This window comes from Mariniflexile sp. AS56, assembly GCF_030552475.1.
GTDB lineage: Bacteria > Bacteroidota > Bacteroidia > Flavobacteriales > Flavobacteriaceae > Mariniflexile.
In genome coordinates this window covers 133085-154417 of sequence record NZ_JAUPED010000008.1, presented here as the reverse complement: position 1 = coordinate 154417, position 21333 = coordinate 133085, and the positions used below count along the sequence as shown (strand labels likewise).

Here is a 21333-nt window from a genome sequence, read left to right as displayed (position 1 = left end):
GTATGTAGTTATTAAACTAAAGAAGGAGGGCCCCGAAGTGCCGTTTGTAAACGTTGAAACTTACTTAAAAATTGATATTGAGAAATACTATCTAAAGTAATTTCTTTAGGAGAAATTAATTCAATATTGAAAAAAGTAAAGGTATAAGAATGGCTTAATTTGAATTTGTAAAAGTCACAATCTGTATTAATTTCATGCAGGTGTGTAGACTTTTCACCCAAACAAATATCATGTTTATGGTGAGAGAATATATGAGCAAACTTAGTAGCTGTAGGTATAAGTAAAAATAATACTACGAGTAATGTTGCTGTTTTAAAGGCGATATGTTCCTTTGTTTTTTGCACTAATCGACTAAACGTTTTAGTCCAATACGTCTTAGCATCTTTTTTTCAAAATTCCAGAAAAATTTGTGTTGTCCAAATAACCAACCAAAAAAAACAAGCATAAATTGATACATTATGAATAGTAAAACAATGCGAGTTACCCAATAGCCAAGAGATCCAAAACTTTCAGAAGTGATATTTAAATAGTGTAAAATAGGCTTTCCTATAAATGAAGCCGTAGAGCCAGTTACAGTAAATACAATAAGAATCATGATGATTTCCCAGTTCTGTTCGATACCCCAACGTTCTTTTAATTTTTCCACAAGCTTTATTTAAAGTGCAAAAGTAACTAAAAGAGTTTTAAATTCGAGGAACAAATCCAGCTAATTGTTGTTTATAGGTTAATTGGAAATAGATAAAGTAGTTATAAAGTTTGTAATTAACCTCGTAACCGTAATCTATACCTGTGCGATAATCTATTTGCATTTCGTACAAACTTGGGTTAAAGCGTTGCGGTTGTAAAACACGACTATTCCATTCAATTACATAGATATAATTTCTGTTTTCTAAATAACTTTGGGAATAAAAGCCCTCAGGTTTGGCTCTACTTGCTAACCAAGAATTAAACCCAGGTTCTATAATAATGATTTCGTATTCTAGCTCATCGTTTGCAATACTTACCGTGTCGCTGTACTTTGTGTTTTCAAGCGTCTCGTTTTTGTTGGTTGTAACAGGCTTTGTAGTGTTGCAACTTATGGCAAAACCGCAAATGAGTAGAATGGCTATAAGTGATTTCATTTAGTTTCGTTTTAAAGTGGATGCCAAATCTTATTCTCAGGAACAAGTAAAAGCGTCTCGATATGATACTTAAAATTACAAAAACCATTCCTTAAAAGATTGTTTTTGAAATGGTTTAACAAAAAAAAACGTCAAACATGGAAGTTTGACGTTTTAAGTTTATATCTAAGGTTGTTTTTATTTACCTCCAAAAAGACCACCTAGTAAACCACCAAGTCCGCCTTTCTTTTTGTCACCACCTAAAACCATACCAGCAACATCATCAATAACACTACCATCACCATCTGCATCTAAAATAGATTCTAAGAAACTTTGTTCGTTTGAAGCGGAGTTGCCACTTAATAAGCCACCTAATAAAGTTTCGATGCCATTCGCGCTATTTACATTGTCTTTTTTTGCTTGACTACTTAGCATGCCCATAACTATAGGTGCAGCTACTTTTAGTATTTGTGCTACCGATCCAGCATCCATGCCTGCTTTTGCGCCTATTGTATTTTCTACTTGCTTTTGCTTACCACCTAATACATGTCCTAAAATTTTACTACCATCATCTAGAACATTAGAATCTACACCGCCACCAAATAAACCGCCTAAATTATCTAAAATACTACCATCGTGCTTGCCGCTGTTTAAAGCGCCTAATAAGCCTTTAGCACCTTGTGGTGTTGATGCATTTCGTTTCATAGCTTGCATTAACACGGGTAATGCCATAGTTAATACTTCTTGTGTTTTGTTCTCTGGTTGATTGGTTTGACTTGAAACACCATTAATAATAGTTTTTCCTAGGTCGCTGTTTAATAAGTCTAAAATTCCTGACATGATTATTTATTTGTTTTATTTTACTACTTTTAATTGAAAGTTGAAGGTACAAAAAAAGTCCTAACTTATGGGTTAGGACTTTATGAAATCGAATAGATTACAATAATTAATTGTTACCTATTTTAAGATGCTTATAATTTGTTCTGCTAATTCAGTACCAATTCTATCTTGGGCTTCGTTTGTTGCAGCACCTGTATGAGGTGTAAGTGATAATCCGGAATTCATTAATAATTGAATTTCTGGTTTTGGTTCGTTTTCAAAAACGTCTAAAGCAGCACCAGCCACTTTTCCGCTTTCAATAGCGTTCACTAAAGCAGCTTCATCAATAACTCCACCACGTGCAGCATTTGCAATAAATACACCTTTCTTCATTAATTCGAATTCTGGGGCACCAATTACATACTCTTTTTGAGCAGGTACGTGTAAAGTAATAAAGTCAGCTTGTTTTAAAACTTCTTCTTTAGAAATAGTTACAATGTTGAAGTTTACTTTTTGACCATCAAAAAAGTCTAATTCTAAATTAGCACTTTCAAGAAACGGATCGAAAGCAATCACTTTCATTCCAGCACCTAAAGCAACTTTAGCAGTAGCTTGACCAATACGACCAAAACCTAAAACACCTAAAGTTTTTCCTTTAAGTTCTACACCTTTAGCGTATGCTTTCTTTAATTTACCAAAGCTAACATCACCTTCTAAAGGCATCTCTCTGTTAGAGTTATGTAAAAAACGTGCTAATCCGTAGAAATGACCAAATACTAATTCAGCAACAGAATGTGATGAAGAAGCAGGTGTGTTTATAACACTAAGGCCTTTGCTTTTAGCATAATCAACATCGATATTATCCATACCAACACCACCACGACCAATAATTTTGATACTTGGGCACACGTCGATTAATTCTTTACGTACCGTTGTAGCACTACGTACTAATAAAACAGTAATTTGTTTTTCGTTAATGTAGTTTGCTAATTGTTCTTGAGCTACGGTAGTAGTAATAACTTCAAAACCACCTTTTTCAAGGGCTTCAATACCACTTTTTGAAATACCGTCGTTTGCTAATACTTTCATTTTTTTAGTTTAAAGTTTTTAGTTTAAAGATTAAGTTGCAAGAACTTATATGCTTTATACTTTTATTAAATTATTTGTAAGTTTGAGTAAGCACTGAAAACTGTCACTGCCAACTACAAACCAATTTTATGCTTTACTTTCTAATTCGCTCATTACTTCAACAAGTGCTTTTACACTGTCAATTGGTAAAGCGTTGTACATAGAGGCTCTGTAACCACCAACACTTCTGTGTCCGTTAACACCACTAATACCTGCTTCTTTAAGCATGGTTTCGAAAGTTTCTTTTAATTTTTGTTCTTCTAAAGTAAATGTAGCATTCATTAAAGAACGATCTTCTTTTACAGAGAAACCTTTGAATAATGGGTTTAAGTCTATTTCAGAATACATTACTTGTGCTTTCTTCTCATTCAATTCTTCAATAGCTTTTAGGCCACCAAGATTTTTTAACCATTCTAAAGTTAACATGGTTGTGTAAACTGGAAAAACAGGAGGTGTATTGTACATACTATCTGCAGCAATATGCGAGTTGTAATCTAATATAGCAGGAATAGTACGAGATACTTTTCCTAAAATTTCTTCTTTAACAACAACAAGTGTTGTTCCAGCAGGTCCCATATTTTTTTGAGCACCAGCATAGATTAAATCGAATTGTGTAAAGTCTAGCACACGAGAAAAAATATCACTACTCATATCGCAAACCATAGGGATTGGAGAGTTAGGGAATGATTTCATTTGTGTTCCAAAAATAGTATTGTTTGATGTGCAGTGGAAATAATCGTAATCTGAAGGAATTGAATATCCTTTAGGAATATTATTAAAGTTAGCGTCTTTAGAAGATGCTACTTCGTAAATATCACCAATGTTTTTAGCTTCCTTAATGGCTTTATTACTCCACGCTCCAGTATTTAAATAACCCGCTTTTTTTTCTAAAAGATTCATGGCAACCATTAAAAACTGTGAACTAGCACCACCTTGTAAAAATAAAGCTTTGTAACCTTTACCTTCTAAGCCTAAAAGTTCTATAACCAATGCTCTGGCATTTTCCATAACATCAATAAAAGCTTTACTTCTATGAGATATTTCTAAAATAGATAATCCGTCATCATTAAAATCAAGAATTGCCTGAGAAGATTTAAGGATTACTTCTTGTGGTAAAATACTTGGTCCTGCACTAAAGTTGTGTTTCTTCATTTTTGTTGTAGAATTTAAAGATGCAAAGTTGCTAATTAATTAGAAATTTAATGCTAAATATTCGATAATTTTTTTAGGATATTGCTAATAAAAATTCAATAGAATCGACACTATCCGCATAATCCCAAAGTTGTGGTTTTTGTGTGGCACCAAATGCGATTTCGTTTTCTGTAAATCCGTTAGAAACAATGCACTGAATTCGACTACTATCTGCTTCCAGTTTTTCTTTTAATTGGTCCAAACCTTCATAAAATTCATAAAAAACAGTGGCTATTGGCGAAGCGTAACTGGCATCTTCTTTAATCATTAAAAAACCATTTTCCAGCATGTCGAATTCACTCATTAAATACACGGCTTTGTTGTAGTCGTAATTATTGGCGTATTTCGCCTTATCAATAATATTGTGCCAATGGTACATGCCATTAAAAAAGGCGTCAAAATTATAATTTTTGGGTAAAAATAGTTTCGAAACGTTTCTGCAACCCAAACCGTAATATCTAAAAATATCTTCTGAAAGGTTTTTAAAATCGGTTTCAGTTTCATTTCCAGTAATCACAGCGACTGAGTTTCTGTTGTTTCTAATAATAGAAGGTTTTCCTTTAAAGTAATATTCAAAATAACGGGCTGTATTGTTACTTCCTGTAGCAATAACGGCGTCAAAGTTTTCAATTTTACCTTCTGTAAACGTAATAGCACCTTTAAATTCCGGTTCTACAAATTCTAAATATTTAGCTAAATAGGGAAGGAGGTGTTTATCGTTTGATGATTGTTTAACAAGTACCCGGTGTCCCGAAATTAAAACTGATAGAAAATCGTGAAACCCAACCAACGGAATATTGCCCGCCATAATAATGGCCACTTGTTTTGAAGTGGTGTTTTCCATATTATAAGGAGCAAGCCATTTGCTTAAATTGGCCTCGGTTAAAGACTCGACCCAACCCGTAATGGCAAACTGAATGTTTTCTGACGTAAACCAACCATTGTGTTCTCGGGCCAGCTTTAATTGGTGCTTGAAACCGTCAAAGAATAATTCGTTATGTTCAATATTATCCTTCTTTTGAATAATTTCATTAGAAAATTGACTTAAAAAATCTCCTAATTTCACAAATGCGTAAATTCTTTGTTGTAATTGCATGCTTAATTTGGTTATGAATAGTTTTGGCGTTATTTTTGCGAGTACAAAGTTAGAAAGAAAATACACTATGGCAATTATTATAACAGACGAATGTATAAATTGTGGTGCTTGCGAACCTGAGTGCCCAAATACAGCAATATATGAAGGCGCAGACGACTGGCGTTACAAAGATGGAACTAGTTTAACTGGTAAAGTAGTATTAACAAACGGTACTGAAGTAGATGCTGAAGAAGCTCAAGAACCAGTTAGTGATGAACTTTACTATATAGTACCTGATAAATGTACAGAATGTAAAGGGTTTCATGACGAGCCACAATGTGCTGCAGTTTGCCCTGTAGATTGTTGTGTACCTGATGACGAGCATGTAGAAACTGAAGAAGCGCTTTTAGCGAAACAACGTTTTATGCACCCTGAAGGGTAGATTATTAAAAAACGAATAATTGATAATGAGTAGTTGTCAATTTTAATACTATAAAATCCTGAGCTTTGGCTTGGGGTTTTTTTTTGTTATTGTAATGAATAAAAGAAATCTAGAATAAAGTATAGAGGGTTGTGGTAATAACTCCTTTACCATTGGATAAAACAGTAGACACTAATTGTTTTTCTTCTTTTATTTTGAAATGGAATGGTGATGCTAATAAATTTAAACCACTTTGTTTTTTTAGCCTAATGCCTTGGCCTGAAATAATATCTTTATTAGGCGTGAAATCGCCTTGGGGTAGATGTTCAGTTAAAATAACATACTTATATTGGGCTAGCTTACTTATTATGCTTTGTATTTCAGTGTTCGATAGATGTTGCAGTACTTGTCTCAATAATGCACAGTCTCCAGAGGGTAAAGGGTCTAGAGCAATATCCAAACACTTAAACTCTAAATTATCAGCTTTAAAATGTGTTTTATTATGGGTTATAAGATTTGTAACGATATCGACCCCAATATATTCTTTGGTGTGCTTAACTAATTCTTTCCCTATATTAAAATCGCCACAGCCTAAATCGCAAACCACAAGCGGGTTTTTAAATGATGTTAAAAAAGGTATTAATGCATCTAAATAAGGGGATGTAATTTCAGGATGATGCGATCCTGATCCTGAATAGAAATCAGATTTATTATCACCCCAAAGTTTCATGGCATACACTTGCTCCATGGCATCTTTAGTAGGCCAGGGTGTTTTTGGTTTTTTAGTTTCGTTAGGTTTGTGCTTCATAAACAAGTTATGAGTCTGTATTCAATTTAGATATTAAAACAAACGTACAAATTTTAATTTGAAGAGTTGCTAATCTGTTTTTTTAGAAGTGTTTTCAGTTTCTTAAGTGGAGGCATGTATTGTACTATGAACGTATGAAAAAAAGAAAACCGAACTATATAGTTCGGTTTTCTTAATTAAAAAAAGATGTTCTATAATTAAAACTTGTAATTAAGTTTTGCGTAGTAGTAAGCACCACCAAAGCCCATTTGTACAGAATCCCAATAACCTCCAGCTTCTGTCCAGTCGTCTTGTTGGTCTGGGTAGATGTTGAATAGGTTATTGCTTCCTATATTAAGTTTTAAACTTTCAGATAGTTTCAAGCCCAGATTTAAATCTGTTACTATTTTAGATGCATAAGCATCTGTTGCGGCTGTTACTTGTTGAGCAAGTGAACCGTAATCGGCAACATCTTCATACATTTGGTAATCTAATAATTCAACTTCACTAAATTTGGTAAAGGTTAAAGCAGCATCAAATATATCTTTACTGTAGTTTAAATTTAAACTCATTTTACTTTTTGGAGCAGAGGTTAACAAGAAAGCTTTATCGCGTTCCCCAAAAAAGGTTTGCTCATCTAAGGCGCCATTTTTTACTTTGTCAATTTTCATGTCGTTAAAGTTTCCTAAAAAGGTAGCACCAATAGAACTATCGTCTGCCAGTCTTGTTTTATACGCTAAAATAACATCTAAACCGGTGGTTTTTGTATCGGCACCATTAGCGAAAAATTGTGCAGCCTCTACATTTTCAATTTGTGGTGCATCAAAATTACCTGTTAATACGATACGGTCTTTTACATTAATATAGTAACCATCTACTGTCGCTGTGAAATCTCCAAAAGAAGATGTGAACCCTAATGCAGCATTAAATGCTTTTTCTTCTTTTAACGGGCCAATACCAAAAGAGGCCGTTACAGGACTGTTGTTAGGAGATAAAAGAGATTCTAACGCTTGGCCCCCCACAAAGTTTGTGAATTTCAAGTTGTAATATATTTGAGCTAATGATGGCGCTCTAAAACCTGTACTTACAGATCCACGAATATTAATATTATCTGTAGCTTTAAGACGTGCTGCTAATTTTCCATTAACAGTGCTTCCAAAATCGCTAAAGTCTTCAAAACGGGCTGCTGCACTTATTAAGAATGTCTCGGTTAAATCGAATTCCGCATCAGCATAAAGCGATAAATTGCTTCGGCTTCTGTTTACTTCGTTAGCAGGACTGTAGCCTGGGAAACCTTGAGAGCCTCCTGGGCGCGGGTTACCATCATCATCTTCAGCTTGTGCATCTTGATTTTCTGGGTCGGTAATTAGAATACGGCCTTCTGTATAAGTTCCATAAGAGCGTTCTTCTCCAGCAAAAATCATAAAGTTTTCAGTTCTGTATTCAGCACCAAAAGCTAAGTTCATACCGCTTAATACATCATCATAATATTTTGAAAAATCAAAATTAATTGTGTTTTGGCTTAAGCTATGTCCACCTGCATCAAAATCTGTAGGTGATGTTTCTTCTAACGATGCGTTTAATGTTCCTTTAATAAAGTAGTGGAAATTATTTTTTCCGTAGGTATTACTAATATCAATTTTCCAACCACTCTCGGTCGTTGTTCTTACACCTGCAGAAAGTGAATTATCTGTAATAATAGATGTGATTCTAGGTGTAAATCCATTAGGGTAAATAGATTCTACAACACGTTCACCACCGTTTCTTGTAAATGCATAAGCATCTGTATCTCTATAATTTCTACCACCAAAAGCATAAACTTCTGTGTTGTCAGAAACAGGAATAGCAACATTTCCGAAGAAATTAAAGCCATCTATAGCAGCCTCACCAAAACCTTTTCTGAAATCGAAAGCGGGACGTAAAGTTTTGTTCTTACTTAAATACTCGGTAGTAAAGTTGGCATAGCCACCTTCACCAATTTCAAAACCATAGTTAGCAGTTACTTTCATAGAGCCACCATCAAAATTTTTGTCTTTTCCAATAGCGTTTCCGTCTCTTTCCGTGTCTAATCTATAACCATCGGTATTCCATGCGCCATATTCGCCAAAATCAGCAGTGTTTACATCGGCGTTAGTGCTGTATGCACCGTAGCTTACGCTTCCTGTTAATTCATCAATATTATCTTTTAAAACAATATTGATAACACCTGCAATCGCATCCGACCCATATTGAGCAGAAGCACCATCTCTTAAAATTTCTATTCTTTTAATAGATGAAGCAGGAATAGCATTTAAATCGGTTCCTGTATTACCACGACCTCTAGTACCAAAAACATTGATTAAAGACGATTGGTGTCTACGTTTACCATTAATTAAAACAAGTGTTTGGTCAGGACCTAAACCTCTTAAAGATGCAGGGTCTACGTGATCGGCACCATCAGAACCTGTTTGTTTATTGGCATTAAATGAAGGTGCTGCATATTGTAGCATTTCATTTATTTCCACTTTACCAACTTGGGTAGAAATTTGCGCTACATCAATAACATCAATAGCTACAGCTGTATCTACGGCTGTTCTTTTTGGGCTGCGAGATCCTACTAAAACAACTTCGTCAAGGCTTACACCTTCTTCTAAAGTAATATTAATGTTGGTTCTGTTATTAATGTCTATAGTGGCAGAGTTGTACCCAATGTAACTAAAAACAAGTGTGGCGGTAGGGGTCGCATTAATGGTGTATTTACCATCAAAGTCGGATGTTGTACCGTTAGTCGTTCCTTTCACAACAATATTTACACCCGGCAATGGGATGCCAGAAGGGTCTTTAACCGTTCCTGTAATGTTTTGTGCGAGGGAGTAGTTAATGCTAAATAGTACAAGCACTAAAAAGTAAATGTGTTTCATAAAAATTAGTTGTTTGAGTTATAGTTGCTAAGATATGGGAAATTATGGAAGAAAATAAATTGTTTTTATGGAGTTGTTTTAAATGACATCCTAAAAACACTTTATAAAATAATAAAAAGTATGCAGCCGAATTTTGAATTAAATTATAAAATACACTTTATATAGTATATCTTTGCAGCCTTAAATTAAAATTTTCGCATTTGCGGAAATGAAAAAAATAAATTTCAATGAAAGCAGGTATTGTAGGATTGCCAAACGTAGGGAAATCGACTTTATTTAATTGTTTGTCTAATGCCAAAGCGCAAAGTGCAAACTTTCCATTTTGTACTATCGAACCTAATATTGGTGTGGTGAATGTGCCAGACAAGCGTTTAGAAAAACTTACAGATTTGGTAAACCCTGTGCGTGTGCAACCGGCAACTGTAGAGATTGTAGATATTGCTGGTTTGGTAAAAGGAGCTAGTAAAGGTGAAGGTTTAGGAAATCAGTTTCTTGCAAACATTCGTGAAACCGATGCTATATTACATGTATTGCGTTGTTTTGATAATGATAATATTGTGCATGTTGATGGCAATGTAAACCCGATTCGCGATAAGGAAACTATCGATATGGAGTTACAGCTTAAAGATCTTGAAACTGTAGATAAGAAACTTGATAAAGTAAAGCGTGCTGCTAAAACAGGTAATAAAGAAGCCCAAAAAGAAGAAGCTGTTTTATTAAGAATAAAAGAAAGTTTAGAAGCCGGTATTTCTGTACGTGCTTTAGAATTTAGTGAAGATGATTATGAAGATTTTGTAAAACCGTCACAGTTTATTACTGAAAAACCAGTGATGTATGTGTGTAATGTTGATGAAGCATCTGCCGTATCTGGTAATAAATATGTTGATTTGGTGAAAGAAGCCGTTAAAGATGAAAATGCAGAAGTGTTATTTTTAGCTGTAGGTACGGAAGCTGATATTACCGAGTTGGATGATTATGAAGAGCGTCAAATGTTTTTACAAGACATCGGGTTAGACGAAGCAGGTTCTGCTAAATTAATTCGTTCTGCCTATAAATTATTAAAACAACAAACATATTTCACAGCAGGTGTTAAAGAAGTGCGTGCGTGGACTATCGATATAGGTGCTTCTGCACCACAAGCAGCCGGTGTTATCCATACCGATTTTGAAAAAGGCTTTATTAGAGCTGAAGTAATTGGTTATGATGATTATGTCGCTTTTGGAAGTGAAGCCAAAGTAAAAGAAGCTGGTAAAATGCGTGTTGAAGGAAAGAACTACATTGTTAAAGATGGCGATGTAATGCATTTCTTATTTAACGTATAGTTTAAAATAGATCGTTAGAATCTTAGATTTTTAGATGGCTTCGTTTTTATAAAAGAGCTTATTTGTATACGTCATTGCGAACGTAGTGAAGCAATCTTTATTTTAAAAACGAAGCCATGCCTAAAATAGAAATCAATATGCTTGTAAATGCAGGAGTTAAAACCTGTTTTGATTTAGCACGGAATATTGATTTTCATAAAGAATCACTCAAACATTCAAATGAGAAAGCGGTTGCAGGTAAAACTTCAGGACTAATAGAATTAGGTGAATGGGTTACTTGGGAAGCAACGCATTTTGGTGTTAAGCAGCAATTAACTTCTAAGATAACAGTGTTTGAGTCTCCAAACTACTTTGTAGATGAAATGGTTTCTGGAGCATTCAAAAGCTTTCGACATGAGCATTATTTTCAAAAAATCGGAAATACTACAAAAATAACTGATGTTTTCTCTTTTGAATCACCTTATGGTCTTTTAGGGAAATTAGCAAATTGGTTGTTTTTGAAAAAGTATATGACCAACCTTTTAATAACTAGAAACACGTTTTTAAAAGAGCAAGCTGAATCTGTTTAGCTTTTTTAATTAAAAATATTATAGACCGTCTTACTCAAAACCGACACCTAGTTTACATTCGTTTCATGCAATCAAAAAAGAAATTCATCACAGGTATTTTAATTGGAATTTTAGGGATTGTACTATTCTCTTCAAAAGCCGTTATGGTGAAATTAGCATATCTATATGAAGTAGATGCGCTAAGTCTTTTGTTGTTACGCATGCTGTTTTCTTTTCCGTTTTATGTGGTTATAGCGGTAATTTATTACAAAAAAGAAAACCCAAGTATGGTTGTTAAAAACGATTATTATTGGGTCGTGTTTTTTGGGGTAGTTGGTTATTATTTAGCAAGTTATTTCGATTTCGTGGGGCTTCAATATATAAAAGCAAGTTTAGAGCGTATTATCTTATTTTTGTACCCTACAATCATTATTATTTTTAATAAATTCTTTCTTAAAAAGGCTATAAACTCAACCCAAGCATGGGCTATATTTCTAACCTATGTTGGTATTGTTATTACTTTTTGGGGTGAAGTAGCTATTTCTGGAACCGATACGTATTTAGGTGGTTTCTTTATCTTGCTGTGTGCCATCACGTATGCGGCATATTTAGTGGGGAGTGGTTGGCTTATTCCAAAGTTTGGTGTGGTTAAGTTCACATCATATGCCATGATTGTTTCATGCTTTTGTGTGTTTATTCATTTCGGACTATTTTCTAACGTGAATATTTTTGGTTTTCAATGGGAAGTATATCTATTAGGGTTTTTAATAGCCATTTTCGCGACGGTTATTCCTTCGTTTTTAGTATCAGAATCTATTAACCGTATCAATTCTTCAAATTTTGCAGTTATTGCTGGTTTCGGTCCTATTTCAACCATTATATTAGCGGGTGTATTTTTAAACGAAGTACTTACTTTATTGCAGTTGTTTGGTGCATTAATAGTTATTTTTGGTATATTGCTTGTGTCTTTAAAAAAGAATAAATAAATAGCAATTCTTATTAAAATGATGACAGCTAGTGCAGCTGAAAACTGAGACTACGACTTATTAATGCATATTGTTAATTACTTTGTGTCTTGTCGGTTTCTTTTTTTCTTAGGTTGTATTATATTAGCGTCCAATCACGAAATTTTACTTAAATCTATGGCTGAATTAACCAGTTACACCGAAGATAATATACGTTCACTAGACTGGAAGGAGCATATCCGTATGCGTCCGGGAATGTATATTGGTAAGTTGGGTGATGGGTCTTCACCAGATGATGGTATTTACATTCTTCTAAAAGAGGTTTTAGACAACTCTATTGATGAGTACGTGATGGGTGCAGGAAAAACCATCGATATCTCTATACAAGGCACTAAAGTTATTGTTAGAGATTATGGTCGTGGTATTCCTTTAGGGAAAGTGGTAGACGTGGTTTCTAAAATGAATACCGGTGGAAAGTACGATTCGAAAGCCTTCAAAAAATCGGTAGGTTTAAACGGTGTTGGTACTAAAGCGGTAAATGCTTTATCTTCATTTTTTAGAGTGGAATCAAATCGTGATAATAAATCCGCTTCCGCAGAATTTGAGCAAGGTAATTTAATCAATCAAGATTTATTAGACGATACCACACGCAGAAAAGGAACTAAAGTATCCTTTGTTCCTGATGATACCATTTTCAAAAATTATAAGTATAGAAACGAGTACGTCGTTAAAATGCTTAAAAACTATGTATATCTAAATCCAGGTTTAACCATTGTTTTTAATGGTGAAAAGTTTTTTAGTGAGCATGGACTAAAAGATTTATTGTCTGAAAATATCAACGAATCTGATAGAGCATACCCTATTATTCACTTACGCGGTGATGATATTGAAGTTGCTTTAACACACAGTAAAACACAATATAGTGAAGAGTATCACTCGTTTGTGAATGGGCAAAATACCACACAAGGGGGTACGCACTTAAATGCTTTTAGAGAAGCGTTGGTGAAAACCATTCGTGAGTTTTATGGTAAAAACTACGATGCGTCCGATGTTAGAAAATCGGTTGTAAGTGCCATTGCCATTAAAGTGATGGAACCTGTTTTTGAAAGTCAGACTAAAACAAAGTTAGGTTCTACCGATATGGGTGGCGAATTGCCAACCGTAAGAACTTATATTAACGACTTTCTAAAAACCTATTTAGATAACTATTTACACAAAAACCCAGAAACGGCCGAAAAAATCCAGCGCAAAATTTTGCAAGCAGAACGTGAACGTAAGGAACTTTCTGGAATTCGAAAATTAGCCAAAGACCGTGCAAAATCTGCCAGTCTTCACAATAAAAAATTACGCGATTGCCGTGTGCATTTTGGTGATATTAAAAACGAACGTAATTTAGAATCGACTTTATTTATAACAGAGGGAGATTCGGCTTCGGGAAGTATCACGAAATCACGCGATGTTAATACACAGGCAGTTTTCAGTTTAAAAGGGAAACCTTTAAATTGCTACGGGTTAAGCAAGAAAATTGTTTATGAAAATGAAGAATTTAACTTGTTGCAAGCGGCTTTAAACATTGAAGAGTCGTTAGAAGATTTACGTTATAACAATGTGGTAATTGCTACCGATGCCGATGTGGATGGAATGCACATTCGGTTACTGTTAATAACCTTCTTTTTACAATTTTTCCCTGAGGTGATAAAAGAAGGGCATTTGTATATTCTACAAACGCCGTTGTTTCGTGTTAGAAATAAAAAGGAGACTATTTATTGCTATTCTGAAGAGGAACGCAGAAGTGCCATTGAAAAACTAAAACCAAAACCCGAGATTACTCGATTTAAAGGGCTGGGTGAAATATCGCCAGATGAATTTGTCCATTTTATTGGCGAAAATATAAGGTTGGACCCTGTTATGTTAGATGATAATATGTCTATTGAAGATTTATTATCCTTTTATATGGGGAAAAACACACCAACCAGGCAGGAGTTTATTATAGATAATTTAAAAGTAGAATTAGATATTTTAGAGGATAATTAAATTAAAAGTCATGTTATACAGTAAAGAAAAACCAGAATCAAGAAAAACCGTTTACGATTTCGTAACCTCATTCAATAGAAATTTAAGTCATAAAAGAGCCAATGGTTTCCAAAGAACTACGCTAAGCGGAAAGCCAAGAAAATAAGATCAATTAATGATTGAAGAAGATAACGATTTAATTAGCGGACAAGACGAACCAAAAGAAACCATTACCCGTGTTACGGGCATGTATAAAGATTGGTTTTTAGATTATGCATCGTACGTTATATTAGAACGTGCTGTCCCTGCTATTGAGGACGGTTTTAAACCCGTGCAACGCCGTATCATGCATTCTATGAAAGATTTGGATGATGGGCGTTACAACAAAGTAGCAAACATTGTGGGGCACACCATGCAGTACCATCCGCATGGAGATGCGAGTATTGCCGATGCTATGGTTCAAATTGGCCAGAAAGATTTGTTAATAGATACCCAAGGAAACTGGGGAAACATTCTTACTGGCGATAGTGCTGCAGCGTCTCGTTATATTGAAGCTCGAATTTCTAAGTTTGGGTTAGATGTTGTTTTCAATCCTAAAATAACCGAATGGCAATCTAGTTATGATGGGCGTCGTAAAGAGCCTGTAAACTTGCCAGTTATGTTTCCGTTGCTGTTGGCACAAGGAGGTGAAGGTATTGCTGTGGGGCTTTCAACAAAAATATTGCCGCACAATTTTATCGAACTTATTGATGCTTCCATAAAGCATTTACAAGGAAAACGCTTTCTTATTTTACCCGATTTTCCAACTGCAGGAATTGCCGATTTCTCAAACTACAATGATGGGTTAAGAGGTGGGCGAGTGCGTGTGCGTGCTAAAATATCTCAATCAGATAAAAACACCTTAGTTATTACCGAAATTCCTTTTGGAACTACAACTTCTTCGCTGATAGATTCCATTTTAAAAGCGAATGATAAAGGTAAAATAAAAATTAAAAAAATTGAAGATAATACAGCTGCAGAGGTTGAAATTTTAATTCATTTACCTTCCGGTTTATCACCAGATAAAACCATAGATGCTTTGTATGCTTTTACCAGTTGCGAATCGTCTATATCACCGTTAGGCTGTGTTATTGAAGACAATAAACCATTGTTTGTAGGTGTTACAGAAATGTTGCGTCGTTCTACAGATAATACGGTTCAGTTATTAAAACAAGAATTAGAAATTCGTCTTAATGAATTTGAAGAGCAATGGCATTTTGCATCTTTGGAACGTATTTTTATTGAAAATAGAATTTACCGTGATATAGAGGAAGAAGAAACCTGGGAAGGTGTAATTTCAGCTATTGATAGAGGATTAAAACCACATATTCAGCATTTAAAACGGGCTATTACCGTTGAAGATATTGAGCGTTTAACAGAAATTAAAATTAAAAGAATTTCTAAGTTTGATATTGACAAAGCGCAACAGAAAATTGATGCTTTAGAAGATCAAATTGCAGAAGTAAAGCACCATTTAGAGCACCTTATCGATTATGCGATTGCCTATTTTACCAGACTTAAAAAAGATTATGGTACAGGACGCGAACGCAAAACAGAAATTCGCACGTTTGATGATGTTGATGCGACCAAAGTTGTTATTCGAAACACCAAACTTTATGTAAATAGGGAAGAAGGTTTTGTTGGTACCTCATTGAGAAAAGATGAATATGTTTGCGATTGTAGTGATATAGACGATATTATTGTGTTTACCAAAGAAGGTAAAATGATGGTCACTAAAGTCGATTCAAAAACTTTTATAGGTAAAGATATTATCAATGTAGAGGTTTTTGATAAGAAGGATAGCCGTACCATTTATAATATGATTTATCGCGATGGCAAAAGTGGGCCATCGTACATAAAACGTTTTTCAGTTACAGGAATTACCCGCGATAAAGAATACGATTTAACTAACGGGAATAAAGGGTCGGTAGGCTTATATTTTTCAGCAAACCCGAATGGCGAAGCTGAGGTTGTTAGTGTTTTACTGCGACAAGCAGGAAGTATTAAGAAGTTGAAATGGGATATCGATTTTGCTGATATTTTAATTAAAGGAAGAAATTCTAAAGGGAATTTAGTGACTAAATATCCTATTAAAAAAATTGAGTTAAAAGAGAAAGGTATTTCAACTTTAAAGCCACGTAAAATTTGGTTTGATGATACGGTTCAGCGTTTAAACGTAGACGGAAGAGGCGAATTGTTGGGTGAGTTTAGAGGTGAAGATCGCATTTTAATTATCAGTCAAAAAGGAATAGTCAAAACCATTGTTCCAGAGGTTACCGCACATTTTGATAGCGACATGATTGTGATGGAAAAATGGAACCCTAAAAAACCTGTATCGGCTATTTATTTTGATGGTGAAAAGGAAAAATACTTTGTGAAGCGTTTCTTAATTGAAAACGAGAATAAAGAAGAAAGCTTTATTACAAGTCATGATAAATCGCATTTAGAAATTGTTTCAACCGATTGGATTCCGATGGCTGAAATTGAGTTTACTAAAGACCGAGGTAAAGAAAGAAAAGATAATTTAATTCTGAATTTAGAAGAGTTTATTTCCGTTAAAGGGCTTACTGCATTAGGGAATCAACTAACTAAAGAAAAAGTAAACCAAATAAATTTATTAGAACCATTACCACATGAAACTCCAGAAGAAGTGCATGCTGATGATTTAGAAGTGGTGGATGAGGAAGATGTTTCTTCAGATTCTGATGGAAATTCAGAAACTAGTAAACCCAAAAAGAAAGATTCTGATTCAGATACTGACGATGATGAAGGAGGTAAAGGGCAAACTAAACTGTTTTAAACCTTTTTTGTATATATGATTTTCAGACTCATAATTATCATGTTACTTGTATTAGTAGGGCACGATTTATACCGCATTTATAAAGGAAAAAGAACTACCAATTTTAGTTTTTAAATAAAAAAAAAGCGTTGATATTAAATTATCAACGCTTTTTTTTGCGCTCAATTCTAAAACTTAAAAACTCCACAAATAATGAAAATGCAATAGCAAAGTATAAATAGCCTTTAGGTATTGCTCCAACGGTATTTCCAAAGAATTTTGTGTGTGATAAATGCGCTGCTTCGGTAATTAACATAAAACCAATTAATATTAAAAAGGCTAAGCCTAATAATTGCATACTGGGGTGTTCATTAATAAAGCGGCGTATGGGGTTTGCAAATCCTATCATCACGATAATGGAAATAACCACTGCAATAATCATTAAAACAAGGTTGTAATTGTGATTGGAGTGCAAACCGTTAGTCATACCAACGGCGGTTAAAATAGAATCGATTGAAAAGATAAAATCGATAAGCATAATTTGCACGATGGCATGCGACAAGGTTTTTATCTTTTTTCCTTCTAAAGCAGTTTCATCATGTTTTGGTGCTTCCACTTTTTCATGAATTTCAGAAGTGCTTTTGTATATTAAAAACAAGCCGCCACCAAATAAAATAATAGCTTGCCAACTAATGGCTATGTGAAGCCAGGTCCATTCAATAGTATAAAAAGGGTCTTTCAAACTAATTAAAAACGAAACAAAAAACAAGAGGATAATACGTTGTACCATCGCTAAAAGTAAGCCAATAGTCGTAGCCTTCGATTGCTGGTGTTCAGGTAGTTTGTTAGCGGCAATGGATATGAAAACAATATTGTCTATCCCTAAAATAATTTCTAAAAAAGTAAGCGTTAGAAGCGCCATTATTGCTTCACTAGTCAATAGAAAGTCTATCACAATATAAAAATTTAGTATGTAAAATTAATTAAAAAACAGATGTGAGATGTTGATTTTGAACTAAATATTTTTAGGTTCGTTTCAATTGTTTTTTAATTTTTTCAATAGCCGCTTCAATAGATTTTTCGGGTTCAATAATATTATATTCACCCCAAAAAGCAGGGTCTTTAAACCCGGAAGTTTCATCAGCTAAAATTGTAGTGGGTTTTAGCATATGCTCTTTAGTTTTAACTAGTTTCGGGTCGTTGATTCTCCAATCTGTAATGGCCATTTCACTGTTTAAAGTATATACACTGTTAAAAAGTTTGCCTTTCCAATTCACTTTAAAGGTTAGTAAAATGTTGCTGTAAGCATAGTGCCATTTTCCGTTTTGGGTACGGTAATTTACGCGGTAGGTCGCTTCGGTAGGGTATACATCTACTTTTCTAGGTTTTTTCCTGATGTACATCTCGCTTGAGAGTTCTTTATTTTCAACATTGAGTCTAAAAACAGCATTCGTTAAGGCTAATGTTTCAGAATCTATATAAAGTTTCCCGTAGTATAACGGCTCTTGTATGTTAGGCTTTTGTTTGAAATTGATAACATAAACAGGTTTGTTGTTTACTTGAGTAGACACCCCAAAGTTAAAATCGTATAAAGGAATGTTCTCTTTTGTGAAAATGTACTCGGGGTATTTTATAATATCGGTATATAAATTACAGAATGGCCCACCTTGAAGTTTCACAGCGAGGGTATCTAATCTGGTATAATCTGTACTTTTTCTAGATTTTATAAGTTCGATGGCATCGTTTTTAAAATTGCTATATGGCTGCTTATGAATTTGAACAACAGCTTCAGATAGCGATGCATTTTTCCGTCTCTTTTTAATGGTTTCTCTGTAAAAAGCAGTCATCAACGCGTTTTCGTTGTTATACGCATGACTTCTGTTTTTTAAGGTTTCTCGTAATAGTGTTTCAGCATCTTTAAAAGTTTTTATTTCTACAGTTGATAATTCTGTGATAGCAGGAATGAGTTTTATTTTAGAGTAAGCACTTAATTCTGAAATTTTTAATTCCTTTTGTTGATAACCTAAATGAGAAAAACTAACAGATTTGTTTGCAAGCGAATCGGGTATTTTTAAAGCGAACTCACCATCAGAATTCGTGACAGTACTCATATTAGAATCTTTAATAATGATGTCGGCAAAAATTAAAGCATCATTAGAAGCATCGTCTACTATACGACCTTTTATTTCTATAAATGTTGTAGCTGGTTGTGCATGCAGCAACATCAACCCCATAAACATATAAAGACCTGTGAATAATTGAAGTAGAAAGCGTTTATTTTTCATGGTATATAGATAGCTAATAATTTAACTAGCATTAAGTTACGAAAAAAAAGCGCTTCTATATCCTTTTATGATGTTAACTTTTAGGGGTGAATTGTTGTTTTTAAAATAGTTAATATGCTTGTTTTTATTGAGTATCGCTATCGGTAAGGGTTTTCATAAAGGCGATTATGCTTGTTTGTTCTGTTTTTGTTAGGTTCAATTCATCAAACGGAAGGGTTTGGTGCGCTATGTTAAACCCGAATCCGTTACCACCGCCTTGGTTATAAAAATCAACGACTTCCTCTAAAGTTTCATATACGCCATTATGCATGTAAGGGGCCGTTTTTTCTATATTTCGAATGCTCGGTGTTTTAAACATGCCTTTATGCAGCGCTTCTTTATATTTCCAATAAAATCCTAAGTCAGTGTCTAATTGCTTGTTTTTGGCTGTTTGTGGTACGCCAATGACTTCTTTTTCGGTTTCACTAAAAAATGGAGGTACCGTTCCGTTTGTTAAAGGAATGAAATGGCAGGTAGCGCATAGGGCCTTTCCCATAAATAGGTTGTATCCGTGTTTTTCTTCATCTGTAAAGGTGTTTTCTTCACCTCTTATATTTTTGTCGAATTTAGAATTGAATCCGTTCAATGTCGAAATGTAAGACGAAATAGCCTTGATAACGTCCTTGTTGTTTTTAGAAATTTTTCCGTAGGCATCTTTAAAAAGAAGGACATAAGTAGAGTCTTTTAAAATGGCATCCGAAAATTCATGGACGTTTGTATTAAATTCTTTGTTATTTGTAAATACAAGTGAAATTTGGTCTATCAAACTGCTCGCTCTACCATCTAAAAAGAAACTTTGTTGAAAAGCAGTGTTAAGTAGTGTGGGTGTGTTACGTTGAAGCGGTTTGCCATGAGTATCTAAATTAACTTTCATACCATCTGCATAGCCTTTACTAGGTATGTGGCAGGTAATGCAGGCCATATTGCCACTTGCGGAAAGCTTAGGGTCTGAAAATAATTTTTCACCTAGAGCAATTTGTTTGCCCGACGGGTTTCTGTTGGTTGCAGGTGTGAAAAAGTTTAAATTGAATGAATTGTTTTCAAAAAAAGTGGGCGCATCAAAATTAAAAGCTTCCGTAGTTACAGCCTCCCAAAGCTGACTGGTTTTACGTATATCAACCCAGTTTCTAGTAATGGGGTTTAGATAATCTCTAGTGAAGGTAAATCTATCAAAGGTATCAAACTGGTTGTTTTTATCAATAAATAGGATGGCTTTAGAAATGTTATTCAAAAAAGCTTCATCTAAATACACGTTTTTATTCTGAATAATAGATTGAATACTATGTTGATAAACTGTTTTTAAACCTTCTAGTGAAATTTTTGTTTCATTAATACCTAGATGACTTACAGGCGTGTCAAAACCAGAAATGGCTAAACTGACAATGCGGAATAACTGTTGGTGTGTCGCAATAAAAAAACGTTGTGGGGTTAGTTTTCTTTTTTCTATACCTTTTTGTAGAACAGAAAGCATGCCGTTTGTAACGTATACTTCCTGGTCAAAATCGGTTTTGTTAGTGTCTTGATTGTAAATACTTTCTTCTATTTTTTGAAAACCAACGGGGTTTAAAATTTTTCCGCTGTCTTCTTTATAAACGGGTAACGCCGGCCCATTTACGCGATGCCCAACCTCTGGGTTCAAATAGGACGCATAAGGTTCTGCTTTTTTAAAAGCTTCCCGCGCAAGCGTGAAAAATTGTTTTGATTTGTCCCCATCAAAGCCTTCCGTTTTTAAACTATCTAGATATGCTATGGACGTACGCATATTTTCTAAATAATAATTTTGAGCCTTCGACCAATTTATAACAGCGATGGTCGTTTGTTTTTCGTTTTTACATGAAACAACGAATACTAAAAACAGTAATAAGGTTGATGCTTTTATTGATATGTTCATTTTGAAATTTTTATAAACAAAAAGAATCTCC

At 34.3% G+C, this 21333-nt stretch carries 19 protein-coding genes; 7 read left to right on the top strand and 12 right to left on the bottom strand.

What is annotated here, in order from left to right:
* Positions 1–11: 11 nt before the first annotated feature.
* The 7 genes from Q5N74_RS11490 to Q5N74_RS11460 all read right to left on the bottom strand — a co-directional run bounded on the left by Q5N74_RS11490 (position 12) and on the right by Q5N74_RS11460 (position 5334).
* Entirely contained in the window at positions 12–344 is a 333-nt protein-coding gene (locus Q5N74_RS11490) for a hypothetical protein (RefSeq protein ID WP_304388956.1), read from the bottom strand.
* Complete coding sequence (locus tag Q5N74_RS11485) at positions 344–646, bottom strand: DUF6787 family protein (protein ID WP_304388955.1); 303 nt, start codon at positions 644–646, stop codon at positions 344–346. The genes Q5N74_RS11490 and Q5N74_RS11485 overlap by 1 nt, the downstream gene beginning before the upstream one ends.
* A 37-nt stretch (positions 647–683) precedes the next feature.
* Positions 684–1121 carry a DUF6146 family protein gene (locus Q5N74_RS11480; protein WP_304388954.1) on the bottom strand — a complete coding sequence of 146 codons (438 nt, stop codon included), beginning with the start codon at positions 1119–1121 and terminating at the stop codon, positions 684–686.
* A gap of 177 nt (positions 1122–1298) precedes the next feature.
* On the bottom strand, positions 1299–1940 hold the full coding sequence (locus Q5N74_RS11475) for a DUF937 domain-containing protein (protein ID WP_304388953.1): 642 nt from the start codon (positions 1938–1940) through the stop codon (positions 1299–1301).
* A gap of 117 nt (positions 1941–2057) precedes the next feature.
* The gene (locus Q5N74_RS11470; RefSeq protein WP_304388952.1) at positions 2058–3008 is read right to left on the bottom strand and encodes a D-2-hydroxyacid dehydrogenase; all 951 of its coding nucleotides are present in this window, start codon (positions 3006–3008) and stop codon (positions 2058–2060) included.
* Positions 3009–3134: 126 nt separating this feature from the next.
* A complete protein-coding gene (gene serC / locus Q5N74_RS11465) occupies positions 3135–4199 on the bottom strand; it encodes a 3-phosphoserine/phosphohydroxythreonine transaminase (RefSeq protein ID WP_304388951.1) in 1065 nt (354 codons plus the stop codon).
* 73 nt (positions 4200–4272) lie between these two features.
* Entirely contained in the window at positions 4273–5334 is a 1062-nt protein-coding gene (locus Q5N74_RS11460) for an acyl-CoA reductase (protein ID WP_304388950.1), read from the bottom strand.
* A gap of 67 nt (positions 5335–5401) precedes the next feature.
* On the opposite strand from Q5N74_RS11460, the gene Q5N74_RS11455 reads away from it, so the two are divergent.
* A complete protein-coding gene (locus Q5N74_RS11455) occupies positions 5402–5755 on the top strand; it encodes a 4Fe-4S dicluster domain-containing protein (RefSeq protein ID WP_304388949.1) in 354 nt (117 codons plus the stop codon).
* Between the two features lie 109 nt (positions 5756–5864).
* Here the strand turns inward: Q5N74_RS11455 and Q5N74_RS11450 are convergent, their stop codons facing one another.
* Both Q5N74_RS11450 and Q5N74_RS11445 read right to left on the bottom strand, forming a co-directional pair.
* Positions 5865–6542, bottom strand: a complete 678-nt coding sequence (locus Q5N74_RS11450; RefSeq protein ID WP_304388948.1) for a class I SAM-dependent methyltransferase — start codon at positions 6540–6542, stop codon at positions 5865–5867.
* Between the two features lie 197 nt (positions 6543–6739).
* Positions 6740–9421 (bottom strand): TonB-dependent receptor, encoded by a 2682-nt coding sequence (locus Q5N74_RS11445; protein ID WP_304388947.1) that lies wholly within the window; start codon positions 9419–9421, stop codon positions 6740–6742.
* Positions 9422–9648: 227 nt separating this feature from the next.
* On the opposite strand from Q5N74_RS11445, the gene ychF reads away from it, so the two are divergent.
* The 6 genes from ychF to Q5N74_RS11415 all read left to right on the top strand — a co-directional run bounded on the left by ychF (position 9649) and on the right by Q5N74_RS11415 (position 17108).
* Positions 9649–10743, top strand: coding sequence for a redox-regulated ATPase YchF (gene ychF, locus Q5N74_RS11440; RefSeq protein ID WP_304388946.1), 1095 nt, complete (start codon positions 9649–9651; stop codon positions 10741–10743).
* Positions 10744–10859: 116 nt separating this feature from the next.
* On the top strand, positions 10860–11312 hold the full coding sequence (locus tag Q5N74_RS11435) for an SRPBCC family protein (protein WP_304388945.1): 453 nt from the start codon (positions 10860–10862) through the stop codon (positions 11310–11312).
* 65 nt (positions 11313–11377) lie between these two features.
* The gene (locus tag Q5N74_RS11430) at positions 11378–12277 is read left to right on the top strand and encodes a DMT family transporter (protein WP_304388944.1); all 900 of its coding nucleotides are present in this window, start codon (positions 11378–11380) and stop codon (positions 12275–12277) included.
* 156 nt (positions 12278–12433) lie between these two features.
* A complete protein-coding gene (locus Q5N74_RS11425) occupies positions 12434–14290 on the top strand; it encodes a DNA topoisomerase IV subunit B (protein WP_304388943.1) in 1857 nt (618 codons plus the stop codon).
* A 10-nt stretch (positions 14291–14300) separates the two neighbouring features.
* Complete coding sequence (locus tag Q5N74_RS11420) at positions 14301–14435, top strand: hypothetical protein (RefSeq protein WP_304388942.1); 135 nt, start codon at positions 14301–14303, stop codon at positions 14433–14435.
* A 9-nt stretch (positions 14436–14444) separates the two neighbouring features.
* Complete coding sequence (locus Q5N74_RS11415; protein ID WP_304388941.1) at positions 14445–17108, top strand: DNA gyrase/topoisomerase IV subunit A; 2664 nt, start codon at positions 14445–14447, stop codon at positions 17106–17108.
* Between the two features lie 142 nt (positions 17109–17250).
* Here Q5N74_RS11415 and Q5N74_RS11410 read toward each other — a convergent pair whose 3' ends face one another.
* The 3 genes from Q5N74_RS11410 to Q5N74_RS11400 form a co-directional block, all read right to left on the bottom strand.
* Positions 17251–18042: a TerC family protein gene (locus tag Q5N74_RS11410; RefSeq protein ID WP_304388940.1), complete on the bottom strand. Its 792-nt coding sequence runs from the start codon at positions 18040–18042 to the stop codon at positions 17251–17253.
* A gap of 70 nt (positions 18043–18112) precedes the next feature.
* Positions 18113–19372, bottom strand: coding sequence for a carboxypeptidase-like regulatory domain-containing protein (locus Q5N74_RS11405; RefSeq protein ID WP_304388939.1), 1260 nt, complete (start codon positions 19370–19372; stop codon positions 18113–18115).
* Between the two features lie 124 nt (positions 19373–19496).
* On the bottom strand, positions 19497–21302 hold the full coding sequence (locus Q5N74_RS11400) for a cytochrome-c peroxidase (protein WP_304388938.1): 1806 nt from the start codon (positions 21300–21302) through the stop codon (positions 19497–19499).
* Positions 21303–21333: the final 31 nt, after the last annotated feature.

Excerpts from the sequence above, each read along its gene's own strand:
- Q5N74_RS11475 (WP_304388953.1), bottom strand. The coding sequence starts at position 1,940 with ATGTCAGGAATTTTAGACTTATTAAACAGCGACCTAGGAAAAACTATT.
- Q5N74_RS11425 (WP_304388943.1), top strand. The coding sequence starts at position 12,434 with ATGGCTGAATTAACCAGTTACACCGAAGATAATATACGTTCACTAGAC.
- Q5N74_RS11435 (WP_304388945.1), top strand. The coding sequence starts at position 10,860 with ATGCCTAAAATAGAAATCAATATGCTTGTAAATGCAGGAGTTAAAACC.
- serC (WP_304388951.1), bottom strand. The coding sequence starts at position 4,199 with ATGAAGAAACACAACTTTAGTGCAGGACCAAGTATTTTACCACAAGAA.
- Q5N74_RS11460 (WP_304388950.1), bottom strand. The coding sequence starts at position 5,334 with ATGCAATTACAACAAAGAATTTACGCATTTGTGAAATTAGGAGATTTT.
- Q5N74_RS11430 (WP_304388944.1), top strand. The coding sequence starts at position 11,378 with ATGCAATCAAAAAAGAAATTCATCACAGGTATTTTAATTGGAATTTTA.
- Q5N74_RS11415 (WP_304388941.1), top strand. The coding sequence starts at position 14,445 with ATGATTGAAGAAGATAACGATTTAATTAGCGGACAAGACGAACCAAAA.
- ychF (WP_304388946.1), top strand. The coding sequence starts at position 9,649 with ATGAAAGCAGGTATTGTAGGATTGCCAAACGTAGGGAAATCGACTTTA.
- Q5N74_RS11400 (WP_304388938.1), bottom strand. The coding sequence starts at position 21,302 with ATGAACATATCAATAAAAGCATCAACCTTATTACTGTTTTTAGTATTC.
- Q5N74_RS11420 (WP_304388942.1), top strand. The coding sequence starts at position 14,301 with ATGTTATACAGTAAAGAAAAACCAGAATCAAGAAAAACCGTTTACGAT.
- Q5N74_RS11405 (WP_304388939.1), bottom strand. The coding sequence starts at position 19,372 with ATGAAAAATAAACGCTTTCTACTTCAATTATTCACAGGTCTTTATATG.
- Q5N74_RS11445 (WP_304388947.1), bottom strand. The coding sequence starts at position 9,421 with ATGAAACACATTTACTTTTTAGTGCTTGTACTATTTAGCATTAACTAC.
- Q5N74_RS11480 (WP_304388954.1), bottom strand. The coding sequence starts at position 1,121 with ATGAAATCACTTATAGCCATTCTACTCATTTGCGGTTTTGCCATAAGT.
- Q5N74_RS11455 (WP_304388949.1), top strand. The coding sequence starts at position 5,402 with ATGGCAATTATTATAACAGACGAATGTATAAATTGTGGTGCTTGCGAA.
- Q5N74_RS11470 (WP_304388952.1), bottom strand. The coding sequence starts at position 3,008 with ATGAAAGTATTAGCAAACGACGGTATTTCAAAAAGTGGTATTGAAGCC.
- Q5N74_RS11450 (WP_304388948.1), bottom strand. The coding sequence starts at position 6,542 with ATGAAGCACAAACCTAACGAAACTAAAAAACCAAAAACACCCTGGCCT.